The sequence below is a fragment of the Biostraticola tofi genome, assembly GCF_004343195.1.
GTDB classification, from domain to species: Bacteria; Pseudomonadota; Gammaproteobacteria; order Enterobacterales; family Enterobacteriaceae; genus Biostraticola; species Biostraticola tofi.
Genome location: NZ_SMCR01000006.1, coordinates 17,307 through 31,282 on the forward strand (window position 1 = coordinate 17,307; position 13,976 = coordinate 31,282).

The 13,976-nt window shown below is 57.4% G+C and carries 13 protein-coding genes; 4 read left to right on the forward strand and 9 right to left on the reverse strand.

What is annotated here, in order from left to right; translation table 11 throughout:
- Nucleotides 1-90 precede the first annotated feature (90 nt).
- The 6 genes from EDC52_RS13000 to EDC52_RS13025 all read right to left on the reverse strand — a co-directional run bounded on the left by EDC52_RS13000 (nucleotide 91) and on the right by EDC52_RS13025 (nucleotide 4,857).
- A complete protein-coding gene (locus EDC52_RS13000; RefSeq protein ID WP_131865774.1) occupies nucleotides 91-1,107 on the reverse strand; it encodes a zinc-binding alcohol dehydrogenase family protein in 1,017 nt (338 codons plus the stop codon).
- A gap of 138 nt (nucleotides 1,108-1,245) precedes the next feature.
- Complete coding sequence (locus EDC52_RS13005) at nucleotides 1,246-1,977, reverse strand: SDR family NAD(P)-dependent oxidoreductase (RefSeq protein ID WP_131865775.1); 732 nt, start codon at nucleotides 1,975-1,977, stop codon at nucleotides 1,246-1,248.
- Nucleotides 1,978-2,090: 113 nt separating this feature from the next.
- Entirely contained in the window at nucleotides 2,091-3,365 is a 1,275-nt protein-coding gene (locus EDC52_RS13010; RefSeq protein WP_131865776.1) for a 4-aminobutyrate--2-oxoglutarate transaminase, read from the reverse strand.
- A 228-nt stretch (nucleotides 3,366-3,593) separates the two neighbouring features.
- Nucleotides 3,594-3,842, reverse strand: coding sequence for a GlsB/YeaQ/YmgE family stress response membrane protein (locus tag EDC52_RS13015; protein WP_131865777.1), 249 nt, complete (start codon nucleotides 3,840-3,842; stop codon nucleotides 3,594-3,596).
- 1 nt (nucleotide 3,843) lies between these two features.
- Nucleotides 3,844-4,050: a DUF883 family protein gene (locus EDC52_RS13020; protein ID WP_131865778.1), complete on the reverse strand. Its 207-nt coding sequence runs from the start codon at nucleotides 4,048-4,050 to the stop codon at nucleotides 3,844-3,846.
- Between the two features lie 129 nt (nucleotides 4,051-4,179).
- Complete coding sequence (locus EDC52_RS13025; RefSeq protein ID WP_230468042.1) at nucleotides 4,180-4,857, reverse strand: metallophosphoesterase; 678 nt, start codon at nucleotides 4,855-4,857, stop codon at nucleotides 4,180-4,182.
- Between the two features lie 261 nt (nucleotides 4,858-5,118).
- Between EDC52_RS13025 and EDC52_RS13030 the strand changes: the two genes are divergently transcribed.
- Nucleotides 5,119-5,973 carry a DMT family transporter gene (locus tag EDC52_RS13030; RefSeq protein WP_131865779.1) on the forward strand — a complete coding sequence of 285 codons (855 nt, stop codon included), beginning with the start codon at nucleotides 5,119-5,121 and terminating at the stop codon, nucleotides 5,971-5,973.
- 247 nt (nucleotides 5,974-6,220) lie between these two features.
- Here the strand turns inward: EDC52_RS13030 and hutU are convergent, their stop codons facing one another.
- From hutU to EDC52_RS13050, 3 genes are all read right to left on the reverse strand, one after another.
- Nucleotides 6,221-7,903, reverse strand: a complete 1,683-nt coding sequence (hutU, locus tag EDC52_RS13035) for a urocanate hydratase (protein ID WP_131865780.1) — start codon at nucleotides 7,901-7,903, stop codon at nucleotides 6,221-6,223.
- Nucleotides 7,904-7,913: 10 nt separating this feature from the next.
- Complete coding sequence (gene hutH, locus EDC52_RS13040) at nucleotides 7,914-9,479, reverse strand: histidine ammonia-lyase (protein ID WP_196237767.1); 1,566 nt, start codon at nucleotides 9,477-9,479, stop codon at nucleotides 7,914-7,916.
- Between the two features lie 698 nt (nucleotides 9,480-10,177).
- Entirely contained in the window at nucleotides 10,178-10,792 is a 615-nt protein-coding gene (locus EDC52_RS13050; RefSeq protein WP_131865781.1) for a HutD/Ves family protein, read from the reverse strand.
- A gap of 116 nt (nucleotides 10,793-10,908) precedes the next feature.
- On the opposite strand from EDC52_RS13050, the gene hutC reads away from it, so the two are divergent.
- The 3 genes from hutC to hutG are packed head-to-tail and all read left to right on the forward strand — an operon-like array spanning nucleotide 10,909 to nucleotide 13,733.
- On the forward strand, nucleotides 10,909-11,661 hold the full coding sequence (gene hutC, locus EDC52_RS13055; protein WP_131865782.1) for a histidine utilization repressor: 753 nt from the start codon (nucleotides 10,909-10,911) through the stop codon (nucleotides 11,659-11,661).
- A gap of 23 nt (nucleotides 11,662-11,684) precedes the next feature.
- Nucleotides 11,685-12,905 carry an imidazolonepropionase gene (gene hutI / locus EDC52_RS13060; RefSeq protein ID WP_131865783.1) on the forward strand — a complete coding sequence of 407 codons (1,221 nt, stop codon included), beginning with the start codon at nucleotides 11,685-11,687 and terminating at the stop codon, nucleotides 12,903-12,905.
- Between the two features lie 27 nt (nucleotides 12,906-12,932).
- Nucleotides 12,933-13,733 carry an N-formylglutamate deformylase gene (gene hutG / locus EDC52_RS13065; RefSeq protein ID WP_131865784.1) on the forward strand — a complete coding sequence of 267 codons (801 nt, stop codon included), beginning with the start codon at nucleotides 12,933-12,935 and terminating at the stop codon, nucleotides 13,731-13,733.
- Nucleotides 13,734-13,976: the final 243 nt, after the last annotated feature.

A 13,976-nucleotide genomic window follows, 5' to 3' on the forward strand; every position in this document is an offset into this window, starting at 1 on the left:
ATGTTTCACTAATTTGAAAATACATTTAGGGAATAACTATTGCTCGACCATGACAATCAGGGCCACTGCCTGTTTATTCCCCTGGTGCCCTCAGGATAAATCGAATCCTTCCAGCACGATTTTCCCCCGGGCGCGATGGCTTTCAATCAGCTGATGGGCCCGTCGCAGGTTTTCAGCGTTGATGGCGCCGTAATGTTCGCTGAAGGTCGACTGCAGGGTCCCATCATCCACCAGAGCGGCCACTCGCTCCAGCAATTGATGCTGTTTTATCATATCGCTGGTCTCAAACATGGCGCGAGTAAACATAAATTCCCAGTGCAGCGAGAGACTTTTGGTTTTTAACTGATTGGCATCGAGCGATTTCGGATCGTCAATCAGGGCCAATTGGCCCTGGGGCGCCAGCACATCGATCAGGTGCTTATAGTGGCTTTCGGTGTGAGTGAGGCTTGCCACATGGCTAACCGGGTGAATACCAATGCGGGACAACTCTTCGGCCAGGGATTTGCTGTGGTCAATGACATGATGGGCACCCATTTTGCGCACCCATTCAGCGGTTTCCGGCCGCGAGGCGGTGCCGATAACCGTCATGCGGGTCAATTTACGCGCCAATTGAGTCAGAATGGAACCGACGCCGCCGGCCGCGCCGATAATCAGCAGTTGGCTGTTTTCGCCACCGCCTTCCGCCACCCGCAGGCGGTCAAACAACAGTTCCCAGGCGGTGATTGCGGTGAGCGGCAGTGCGGCCGCGTGGGCAAAATCGATGGAGGCCGGTTTATGACCGACAATCCGCTCATCCACCAGATGCAGCTCACTGTTTGCACCTGGACGGGTCAGGGATCCGGCATAAAAGACTTCATCCCCGGCGTTAAACAGCGTAACGTCAGATCCGGTTTCCAACACCACACCGGCGACATCCCAGCCCAGAACGCGGGGGGCGGTCACGGCGGCATTGGCCCTCACCTTGGTGTCGACCGGGTTCACCGAGATGGCATTGACGGCCACCAGCAAATCCCGCGGTCCCGGGCGCGGCGTCGGCAGATCGGTGGAATACAGGGAATCGGGACTGGCAATGGGTAGTCCATGCTGGGCATAAACGATGGCTTTCATGATAATGGCCTTTATTAGCTAAGTTAACGTTGTTGGGTAGCTTAAACATAGGCGGTTTTTTCAAGAAAAAACATCGGCCGGATCCGGTAACACTTTCACTCTGGCAATGAAAATCATCGGACGAGAACGATAGCGGTATCAGACATGCTGTCCACCATTAACCTGAATTTCCGCCCCATTGACGTAGGAGGCCGCTGAGGTGCAGAGAAAATAAATCAATGAGGCCACTTCTTCAGGCTTACCCAGACGCTGCAGCGGCACCTGCCGTTCGATGATCTCCTGGGTACCCGGCGAGAGGATGGAGGTATCGATTTCACCGGGTGCAATGGCGTTGACCCGAATGCCATAGCGGCCGAAATCGTTGGCCATTTCACGGGTAAGCGCCGACAGCGCAGCTTTTGAAGTGGCATAGGCCACCCCGGCAAACGGATGGACCCGAGATCCGGCGATTGAGGTCACGTTGATAATACTGCCCTGGGCCTGCTTGAGTTCGTCGAATAATCCATTGGCCAGCAGCGCCGTCGAGAACAGGTTGACGTTGAATACCCGCAACCAGGTGGCATAATCGGTCTCCCTGACTCCTAGCCGTTCACCCTGTTCGCCTTTGGGTGAAATACCGGCGTTATCGACCAGCGCATCCAACCGGCCCCCCAGTTTTTCTTTGATAAGCGGCAGCGCCGCTTCCACCCCGGCGATGTCTTCCAGATCCAGATGGATGTGATTGAGCATTTTTTCGGCCCATGGGCACTCTGCTACCCAATTCTGGCGGGAAGCGGTGAAAATACGCCATCCGGCGGCGTGAAAATGTTTGACCGTTGCATGCCCGATTCCCCGGCTAGCCCCAGTCAGTAACAGGGTTTTCTTCTGCATCCGATGGTCTCTTAATCGACAGTATATGCATCAAAATGTGCGGCAAAACAGCGGATGAAACAAGTAGTTTCCTCTGATTTCATCCAGCAATGCGGCGCCGGCCGCCGGTCAAATCAGTGTTTGGCGGTCAACAGTCGCTTTAGCAGATCCAGCGCAGCGTTGAATTGCGCAGCGGGAATAGTCAGGGGGTAAAGAAAGCGAATAACATTGCCGTGAACGCCGCAGGTCAGCAGCAGCAAGCCCTGCGCCAGCGCCTGGGACTGAATTTTTCTGGCGTATGCAGCATCAGGTTCACCGGTCTTTGGCGAATAAAATTCGACTGCGACCATCGATCCCTGACCGCGGACCTGAGCCATTGCCGGGCACTCTATTTTCAGTTGCTCCAGCGTATCCATCAGTTGGCTGCCAAGCTGCCTGGCCCGTTGGCAGAGGTTTTCCTCTTCAATCACTTCAAGTACCGCCAGCGCCGAGGCAACCGCAACCGGATTGCCGGCATAGGTGCCGCCCAGGCCCCCAGGGCCTGGAGCATCCATTACCTCTGCCCGACCGGCCACCGCCGATATCGGCATACCGCCGCCCAGACTCTTGGCCAGGGTAATAAGATCCGCTTTAACACCGGCACAGTGTTCCATGGCGAACAATTTTCCGGTGCGGGCAAAACCGCTCTGCACTTCGTCGGCTATCAGCAGGATGCCGTGCTGATCGCAAAGCTTGCGCAGGGCAACGATAAATTCACTCGGCGCGATGTTAAAACCGCCCTCGCCCTGAATCGGCTCAAACAGGATCGCCGCTACTTGATCAGGGCTGATGTCACTCTGGAACAGACGCTGGATGCTGGCGATGGCGTCGTCTACGCTGACGCCATGCAGGGCATTGGGATACTGGGCATGGAAAACCTGCCCGGGGAAAGGGCCAAACCCCAGCTTGTAGGGAGCCACCTTGCCGGTCAGCGCCAAGGTAAGCAGGGTACGGCCATGGAACGCACCGCCGAAAGTGATAATACCAGGACGACGAGTATAAGCGCGGGCAATCTTGACGGCGTTTTCCACCGCTTCTGCGCCGGTGGTAAAAAAAGTGCTTTTAACCGGACCCGTTATCGGAACCAAGGCGTTGATTTTTTCGGCCAGCGTAATGTAGCTGGCATAGGGAACAATCTGATAGGCCGTGTGGGTGAAGCAATCTAACTGCCGGCGAATAGCTTCCAGCAGCCGGGGATGACGATGGCCGGTGTTGAGCACGGCAATGCCGGCGGAAAAATCAGTAAATTCACGTCCGTCGACATCCCAAAGGGTGGCATTTTCCGCCCGGGAGGCATAAAAATCACACATAACGCCAACGCCGCGCGGCGTAGCGGCCTGACGGCGCTGTTCCAGTTCACTGTTGCTCATCGTTAGGTTCCTCTCACCAAGTGACGCGAATATACGGCCCTGCGATAAAGCCTTAGCCCTGACTCCGGCGGGCTTTAAGTCCCGTCAGCGGCCCTATTGTAGCGCAGTTTAGTGGCGAAAATGGATCATAATCTCAGGCCTCTGGATGATCGGGTGTAAGGCAGGATGATGAACTCTCAAAACAAACACGCCGGCCCTGAGGCCGGCGTGAAAGAAAGGAAGCGAGGCTTACCTTCGGACCAGACGGTAAATCCACAGCACCACGATAGCGCCGATGACCGCCACCACAAAACTGCCGAAGTTGAAGCCATCGACCCGGCCGAAGCCGAAGAAGGTACTGATGTAACCACCGACCACTGCACCGATGACACCCAGAATAATGGTAATGATGAATCCACCCCCATCACGCCCAGGCATGATCCACTTCGCCAGAATACCGGCAATCAGTCCAAAAATAATCCAGGATAAAATACCCATATCACTCTCCTTTCTTGCTGTTTAGCCACGCAGCTGCCATAAACCCTAACAGCGTGCTCACCCCAATACCTACCCAGGGATTCTGTTTGACATAGCCGCAGGTCTCTCCTGCCGCTTGCCTGAGGTGCTGATAAACATCTTCCCCGGTCTCAAATACCGTCTCCTGCAACTCGTCCGCCTGACGTCGTGCTTTGTTTCTGGAGAACATAGGCCAATCCCTCAAGTCAAAAAAATGCAAAAGTGCGGGTCGCGGAAAGAGACTTTTTTCGTAAACCTGTGTAAGTATAGACAAACTTGCCAAGTGTGCCGAAAAACATTTACCCGCTGCATTTTTTTATCAGACCGGCAGATTGTTCAGTTCCAGCACGGTGAGCTGTCCGCCATAGACTGCACCGGTATCAATGTAGTATTGATTATAGTAATGCCTTATCCGGTCCAGCGGTGTATGACCGAAGAAGAAGTGCGTCGCACCCAGGATCGGATTTGACCGGCCCTGTTGATTCAGATTGATCCGCCGACGACTCCACATCAGCGCATCGGTATCCACCTGATTACCAAATTCATAACGGTCGGCGGGATAATCCGCGTGAGCCACCACGATATGCCGCTTGCCCATATCGATATCGATCACCAGCGGCAGGGCGGCGGTGGTAGCGATCAGTTGTCTGGCCTCTTGCTGACCCTGTTCATCCAGGCGTATAAACCACTTCCCGCCGTTGGCCAGCCACAACCCATCATCGCCGGTCCTCAGCGCATCATAGGCCATTTGCTCATGATTTCCCCTGACCGCGCAAAACCAGGGCTCGTGCAATAGCCGCAGGCATTCCAGGTTATCTGCGCCGCGGTCTATCAAGTCCCCTACCGATACCAGCAGGTCGGTCTGACGGTCAAACCTTAACCGGGTGAGTTTATCCATCAGTTGCTGATAGCAGCCGTGTAAATCGCCCATGACAAAAATGCGGCCCCACGCGGCCGGATCAATGCGCTGATAGATTTCGGTCTTGTTGCCGGTCATCAAATTTCCTCCCATCGACAAGCCCGGGATGGCATATCCCGGTAAAGAGTCTTTCCAGGCTCACATAATAGCACTGCCTGCGCCCCGGCGGGCCGTCAGTCATACCGATGCCGCTGATAAATTGAATATACCCCCTACTACGCGGTGAAAAACCCGCATCACTCGGCCATAACCCGGTTATTATAATGGCGGTATCGGTAGCACCGGCAGGCGTTGCTGAGCGACTTTCTTCAGGATGCAGATAATATAACGGGACGCTTGATGAACAAACGCATTGCGATTATCGGGCTGAATATTTCAGCATTGTTTTTCGGTATTTCCGGCATTCTGGGCAAAGTGATAAACCTGACGCCAGCCGCGATTGTGTTTGGCCGCGCACTGTTTGCGGTGGGGGTGCTGGCCTTGCTGATGATATGCGTGCGCAGTTTTCGCTGGGAGTGGATAAGCGGTAAAAGCCTGCGGGTGGTTATCTTGGGCGCCCTGTTTCTGGCCGGTCATTGGTTGACCTTCTTTATTGCCGTCAAAACGGCCGGTGTGGCGATTGCGACGCTGGGCTTCGCCAGTTTCCCGGCTTTTACCACGCTAGGTGAAAGTGTGGCCTTTCGTGAACGCATTCACTTGCCGGAGTGGACCTTGATCGGTCTGATTTGCCTCGGACTGGTACTGGTATGCCCATCGTTTGACTTTTCGAGCGGCGGCACCCGGGGATTTCTCTGGGGCATACTGTCCGGTGGGCTGCTGGCATTATTGATAATCTGTAATCGCCTGACGGCGCTGCAGGTGCGCCCGGTGCAGGCGGCCCTGTGCCAGAATCTGGTGATTATGCTATTACTGCTGCCAGCGGCCTGGGGCGCACTTTTGCAGGCCTCTGCCGTCGACTGGCTCGGTCTGCTTGCGTTAGGGGCGCTTTGTACCGGTGTGGCGCACAGCCTGCTGGTCACCAGCCTGCGCTTTGTCAAAGCCCGCGCGGCGGCGGTATTTTTTGCCCTCGAGCCGGTGTATGCCATCCTGTTTGCCTGGATTCTGTTCGCCGAGCAACCCAGCCTGATGATGTTCGCCGGGGCAGCGCTGATCATTTTATCTGTGGTCGGCTATGCCCTTTACAAAGCGGACTGACGGCTGATGCCGAGCGGCGCATCGGCCGCCGAGTCCGGGGAAAATATTGCCAAGCTCGGCGATGGCGGTCACCGAGCCCGGCACACATATTATCAAACTGGGCGATGGTGGCGGCCGCCCAGTCCAGCGCAAAGCTAGTCACGCTGGGCGATGGTGGCGGCCGAGAATGACGCGGCCGGGATACAGAAATTGATGCACCGTCAGCGCTTTCTTCCTTACGCCACTCTGGTTGATAAAGTCATCCCGATCAGGCCAGCGGCAAATTGAGTCCATGGCGTTGGGCACAGTCTGCCGCCAGTTGATAGCCGGCATCCGCATGGCGCATGACCCCGGAAGCCGGATCGTTCCACAGTACCCGTTCCAATCGTTTATCGGCCTCAGGGGTGCCATCGCAAACAATGACCATGCCCGCATGCTGGGAAAAGCCCATCCCGACCCCGCCGCCGTGATGCAGGCTGACCCAGGTGGCGCCCCCTGCGGTATTGAGCAGCGCATTGAGTAATGGCCAGTCGGAGACCGCATCGCTGCCGTCTTTCATTGCTTCCGTTTCACGGTTGGGCGACGCCACCGACCCGCAGTCCAGATGATCGCGGCCGATAACGATCGGCGCTTTCAGTTCGCCATTGCGCACCATTTCATTAAACGCCAGCCCCGCCAGATGACGCTCGCCCAGCCCCAGCCAGCAGATACGCGCCGGCAGCCCCTGGAAGGCAATGCGTTCCCGGGCCATATCCAGCCAGTTATGCAGCAACCGGTTGTCAGGGAACAGCTGTTTCAATTTGGCATCGGTCTTATAGATGTCTTCCGGGCAGCCCGAGAGCGCCACCCAGCGGAACGGTCCCTTACCTTCACAGAACAGCGGACGGATATAGGCCGGCACAAAGCCGGGAAAATCGAATGCCCGGCTGACGCCCTCTTCCAGCGCTACCTGGCGGATATTGTTGCCGTAATCCACCGTCGGTACGCCCATATCGTGAAAGGCCAGCATGGCATTGACATGGACCGCCATTGATTGGCGGGAGGCGCTGATAACGCCCTGAGGATTATTCTTACGGCCGTCATGCCACTGTTCCAGCGTCCAGCCGGCCGGCAAATAGCCATTAAGCGGATCATGGGCCGAGGTTTGGTCGGTGACGATATGCGGACGTGGCCCGCCAGCGGCCGCACGCCGCGCCAGCTCAGGCAGAATATCGGCCGCATTGCCCAGCAGGCCGACCGAGATGGCTTCACGCCGCTCGCAGGCCTGCTGAATCATCTCCAGCGCTTCATCGATATTGTAGGCTTTGTGGTCCAGATAGCGGGTACGGAGCCGGAAATCAATGCGCGACTCCTGACATTCAATCGCCAGCACCGAGGCGCCGGCCAATACCCCGGCCAAGGGCTGCGCGCCCCCCATGCCGCCAAGACCGGCGGTCAGGATCCATTTACCGGCCAGCGATCCATCATAATGCTGGCGGCCAGCCTCGGCAAAGGTCTCAAAAGTGCCCTGTACGATGCCCTGGGCACCGATATAAATCCAGGAGCCGGCGGTCATCTGGCCGTACATCATTAGCCCAGCCTGGTCCAACTGATGAAAATGCTGCCAGTTAGCCCAGTGAGGCACCAGATTGGAATTGGCGATCAGCACCCGCGGGGCGTTTTCATGGGTTCGGAATACCCCGACCGGTTTGCCGGACTGCACCAGCAGGGTTTCATCTTCATTCAGATTACGCAGGCAGTCGAGGATCGCCTCAAAGCTCGGCCAGTTACGCGCCGCTTTGCCGATGCCGCCATACACCACCAGATCTTCAGGCCGTTCGGCCACATCCGGATCCAGATTGTTTTGCAGCATGCGATAGGCCGCTTCGATCAACCAGTTTTTACAGCTGAGTTTGGTGCCGTGCGGTGCGCTGACCGGTCGGGAGACGGCGTGGCTAAAATCTGTTTTCATCTGGGATCCTTTATTGTTCAATGCCGGTGGCATAACTGGGTAATAACGCTAATACCGGTGCTGGCCAGGCAGTTTCAGCCACCCAGTTGCGCATAGCCTCGATATCAGGCGCCAGCAGGCGATCTTGGTCGAGGAATTCCACCCGCTGCCGAATGCCGGATAGCAGTGCTTCAATCGTTGCCGAGCTTTGCAGGGGACGATTAAAATCAATGCCCTGGGCGGCGGCCATGGCCTCGATGCCTACCACGACCGCGGTATTAAACGTCATATCGCCCAGCCGGCGGGCGGCAAAGGTTGCCATCGACACATGGTCTTCCTGATTGGCAGAGGTCGGCAGGCTGTCGACGCTCGCCGGATGGGCCAGGGATTTATTCTCCGACGCCAGCGCCGCCGCCGTTACCTGGGCTATCATAAAGCCGGAATTGACGCCGCCTTCGCTGACCAGAAACGGCGGCAGTCCAGACAGGCCGGTATCCAGCAGCAGCGCCAGGCGCCGCTCGGAGATAGCGCCAATCTCCGCCACCGCCAGGGCGATAATGTCGGCGGCAAATGCCACCGGTTCCGCATGAAAGTTACCGCCGGAAATCACTTCCCCGGTATCGGTAAATACCAGCGGATTATCCGAAGCCGCGTTAGCTTCAATGGTCAGTGTGCGGGCGGCAAAATAAAGATTATCCAGGCAGGCACCCATTACCTGAGGCACGCAGCGGATAGAATACGGATCCTGTACCCGGCCGCAGTGCGCATGTGAGTCCAGTATTTCGCTGCCTGCCAGCAATGAAGACACCGCCGCTGCGACCGCTATCTGCCCCTGCTGGCCACGGGCTTGATGGATACGGGCATCGAACGGTTTTATCGACCCTTTGATCGCTTCCAGGGACAGCGTCCCGGCGACCAAACCGGCGGCGAAGGCGCGCTCGGCTTCAAACAGGCCAACCAGCGCCAGGGCGGTAGACACTTGCGTCCCGTTAAGCAGGGCCAGCCCCTCTTTGGGCGCCAGTTCAATCGGCACCAGCCCGGCCAACTTCAGCCCGTCAACCGCGCTGATAAGCTGGCCGTCGACCCTCACCTGCCCTTCTCCCAGCAACATCAGTGAAAGATGGGCCAGCGGCGCCAGATCCCCCGAAGCCCCTACCGATCCTTTCTCAGGAATACAGGGCATCACGCCCCGGTTGTACAAGGCAATCAGTGCCTCAACTACCGACAGTCTGATGCCGGAATGCCCGCGGCTGAGGCTGATAATTTTACCGGCCATCACCAGGCGCAGCACCGGATCTGCCAGCAGCTTGCCGATGCCGACACTGTGCGACAACACCAGATTACGCTGCAGCTCAGCCAGCCGGGACGCCGGAATGCGGGTCTGGGCCAGTTTGCCAAAGCCGGTGTTGATGCCATAGACGGTTTCACCGCCGGCCAAAATAGTGCCAATGGTCTGCTGGGCGCGTTCAATCGCGCCAACCGCGGCCGGGTCAAGGGATAATTCCACCTCGCCCAGATAAATGGCGCGCAGGGCAGCCAAATCTACCGCACCCGGCACCAGGCGATAGGGCCGTAAAACTGTGGTCGACAATGACATAATCTATTCCTGTATAGACAAGCAAGCTTAAAATGAAAGCGCGAGGATCAATCGCGCTGCTGCAGCCGCCGTTCGGTGGGTCAAGGCACCGGTCCCTGCAGGGTTTTGCTGCAGGAGCGCCGAAGATAGCTACCTTATTCGCCATAAAAATGGCGTCGTCAATATTGTGAGTCGATAACCGCGCCGTTTTACGAGATGACTCCCAAATTCTGTTCAGTTATGCCTTTAAAGGAAGGGAGGCCGGCGGTTGGGAACGTCGCTGTACTAACCTGTCTATACAACGACAATGATGCTAAGCAATCCCCGTGCCAGAAGCACAGCATGTTCAGACATAAGCAAAGGCGAAAGAATTGCTTCAGGGTGGTCGGGTAATAGGATGGCAATCAGGACTGGCAGATAGACAGGCAATCAGCACTGGCGGCTAGACAGGCAATCAAAACTGGTGGCTAGACAGGCAATCAGCACTGGCGGCTAGGCAGGTAGTCAGCACTGCGGCTAGGCCGTAGGCAGGTTGATGAGTGAGTGAGCAAAACAATGTCAAACGGCATGTGGTTAATCAAACCATAGATGGTTGTCTGTCGCCGCTGGGCCACCCAAAAGCTGGGTCGCCCCAAAAGGGAGCATTCACGGGTCCATAGCGGTGCAAGACCGGACATAACTACGCTGCAGGTCCGGCCAACGGTTTACCACCGCCGGCGCTAACCCGCCGCCGGGAATATATCCGCCCATAGGGCCAAGCAGTGCTCATCTTGCGGTACCAGGCTGGCGTACTGGTTGGATAGATGCCACCACAGCCCTTCTTCGGGGCCCAGCACCCGGGAACCGTTGACCTTCGGCAAGCCTTCCTGACCGACAATGTCATAGCGCCAGCTTCCTTTCAGCACATACACCACCCCGCTATGGCCGGCGGTCAGCAACTGTAACGAAGACGCCGCCCTCACTTTGGCCTGCCACGCTGGCCGGCGGGTCATGATATTGAAATCCAGGCTGGTCCCGCCCAACAGAGTAGTATCTATCGGCCATTCGCCATCAAATTCCCAAGGTTCGCCTACCACCGTCAGGGCATGGCAACTGCCGGTATCACTACGTTCCAGCTTGACCCCGTCACCGGACAACAGGGTAATAATCCGGTCGGTAGCGGGAAACCGCGAGAAAGGCCCCTGCTGTTCAATGGTGGCGATACTGGCTCGCCAGGCAAAAGCCTCGGCATCATCGTCGGTCGGCAAACTGGCTATCTGGCGGGTTTCGCCACCGCCGTTGCGCCAGCGACTGACCGCCAGTCGATCATAATGAAAATAAACAGGTAAACTCATTTAGCTATTGGCCTCTGGGTCACAGGAAATGCTTATCTACTTGTATATACATATACATACGCTGCATTCGACAGTAAACTGTTTTCTACTCTCTCTTGGTTTTCCGGAGGCCTGAAGTGGCTGAACTGCAGTCGGCGGCACAACTCTCAGCGGTAATGAGTGCGACGCCTGCGCCGATTTACCAGCGCGTCAAGCAGGCCATCGTGCAGCAGATCCGCACCGGCGTCTGGGCGGCCCACCAGCGAATTCCTTCGGAAAGTGAACTGGTGGCGGAGCTAGGCGTAAGCCGCATGACCATCAATCGGGCGCTGCGTGAATTGACCGCTGAAGGCTATCTGCTGCGCATGCAGGGCGTGGGGACCTTCGTTGCTGAAGCCAAACCCCAGACCGCGCTGCTCGAAGTCCGCAATATCGCTGATGAAATCGCTGCCCGCGGCCATCGGCACAGCAGCCGCCTGCTGGCGCTGGAGGCTCGCCCGGCCAGTAATGTAGAGGCGATCTCTCTGGGTATCCCTGCAGGCAGCCCGCTGTTTCACTCGCTGATCGTCCATTACGAGGACGATATCGCCGTGCAGATTGAAGATCGCAGCGTCAACCCATTCGCTGCGCCAGACTATATGCAGCAGGATTTTTCAGTTATTACCCCTTATATTTACCTGACCCAGGTGGCGCCATTAAGCGCCGGTGAACACCGGGTTGAGGCGATTAATCCCAGCCCGCGGGAACGTGAACTGCTGCAGCTCTCCGCCGGCGAACCCTGCCTGTTGATTCATCGCCGCACCTGGTCGGGTTCGGCGGTAGTGACCTGGGCCCGACTGTTGTATCCTGGGTCGCGCTATCAGCTGTTTGGCAGCTTTAACGTTGACTGATTGTCTTATCCGGAGAAGCGTTTATGTCTGAGGCTCCATCCCAATCGCGTATCTGGGCCGGCGCCAGCCTGGTGACCATGACCCAGGGCCGCTACCACATCATTGCCGACGGGGCGATGGTCGTTAACCAAGGCCGTATCGCGTGGTTAGGCCCGCGCGCCAGCCTGCCCGCCCGTTTTAATGGAATGCCGAGGCATGATTTTGGCGGTGGCATCATCACGCCGGGGCTGATTGACTGCCATACCCATCTGGTATTCGGCGGCGACCGTAGCCTGGAGTTCGAACAGCGCCTCAATGGCGTCAGCTACGCTGAGATAGCCGCTGCCGGCGGCGGCATTCTGTCTACCGTTAATGCCACCCGAGCGGCCAGCGAAGATGAGTTGCTGGCCCTGGCCGAACAGCGATTAAAGCTGCTGCTGGCCGATGGTATCACCTGCATGGAAATCAAGTCCGGTTACGGTCTGACCCTTGAAAGCGAACTCAAGATGCTCAGGGTGGCCAAACGCATCGGCAAAAAATATGCCCTGCAGGTCAGAACCACCCTGCTGGCGGCACACGCGGTTCCGCCTGAATATCAAGGCCGGCCCGATGACTATATTGATTTGATTTGTCAGCACTGGATCCCTCAAGTCGCCGCCCAAGGGCTGGCCGATGCGGTGGACGGCTTCTGCGAACACCTGGCCTTCAGCCCGGCACAGATTGCCCGGGTATTCGACGCCGCCCACCAGGCGGGCCTGCCGGTGAAACTCCATGCCGAGCAGCTTTCCTCCCTGGGCGGCAGTACGCTGGCTGCCCGCTATCAGGCGCTTTCAGCCGATCATCTGGAATACGCTACCGACCGAGACGCCGCCGCCATGGCAAAATCCGGCACCGTGGCAGTATTGCTGCCCGGCGCCTGCTATATGCTGCGCGAGACACAATTTCCGCCGGTGGCGCATTTTCGCCGCCATGGCGTGCCGATGGCGTTGGCAAGCGACATCAATCCCGGCACATCGCCCGCCTGCTCGCTGCGGCTGATGCTGAACATGGCCTGCACCCTGTTTCGCCTGACGCCGGAAGAAGCCCTGGCCGGCGTAACGACACATGCCGCTAAAGCCTTGGGCCTGTCGGACAGCCTGGGAACGCTTGAGGCAGGTAAACAGGCCGACTTTGTGCATTGGCCAGTTAATCATCCCGCCGAACTCTCATACTGGTTAGGCGGTCAAATAGCCAATACTGTGGTTTTTCGCGGCGAGCAGCGGTAACTGCTCCCCTGCAGGAGATAATGCGCTATGTCTATCAGCAATCCCTATGACTACCAGGCCGGAACCGCCCCGCTGCTTATCAGCATTCCCCATGCCGGTACACGGCTGACGCCGGCAGTGGCCGAAGGGCTCAGCGATGCGGCGCGTTCACTGCCTGATACCGACTGGCACTTGCCGACGCTGTATGACTTTGCCGCCGGCCTGGGTGCCCATATGCTTATCGGCAGTTATTCTCGCCTGGTGGTCGATCTTAACCGGCCGGCGGATGACAAGCCTCTTTATGCGACTGCCACCACCGGACTGTATCCTGACACCCTGTTCGACGGTACCCCGGCCTTTCTGCCCGGCCAATCGCCGGATGCCGACCAGCGCCGCCGTTACCTGGACCAAATCTGGCAGCCGTATCACCGCCAGTTGCAGGATACCCTCAGCGCCATCAAGGCCCGCCATGGCTATGCCCTACTGCTTGATGCCCACTCCATTGCTTCGATGATACCCAGACTGTTCGATGGCCGCCTGCCGGACCTGAATATCGGCACCAATGACGGCGCCAGCTGCGCACCTTCCCTTCAGGAAACGCTGGTCGAGCGCTGTGGGCAGCAACCCTTCAGCTATGTGTTTAACGGCCGGTTCAAAGGGGGTTACATTACCCGCGCTTATGGCCAGCCCCATGCCCGTCAGCATGCGGTCCAGCTTGAGCTGGCGCAGTGCAATTACCTGACTGAGCATGCCCCCTTTGATTACTTGCCCGAACGGGCAGGACAATTGCAGCAGGTGTTGAGACTGCTGGTCAGCAGCCAGCTGGCCTGGGCTGAAAAGGCATTGTAAGTTTAGCAGATATTGATTGGTTAAGGCTGAGGACTGCGGGTTAACAGTAGTGGCGGTACGGTACGGTACCGTAGTGGCGATGCTGTAGTGGCGATACTGTCACTGCGATAATGCAGTCGTGATCCCGTTGCTGCGATACTGTAGTCGTGATACTGACGCTGCGATATTGTAGTCGTGATACTGCTGCTGCGATACTGTAGTCGTGATACTGACGCTGCGATATTGTAGTCGTGATACTAACGC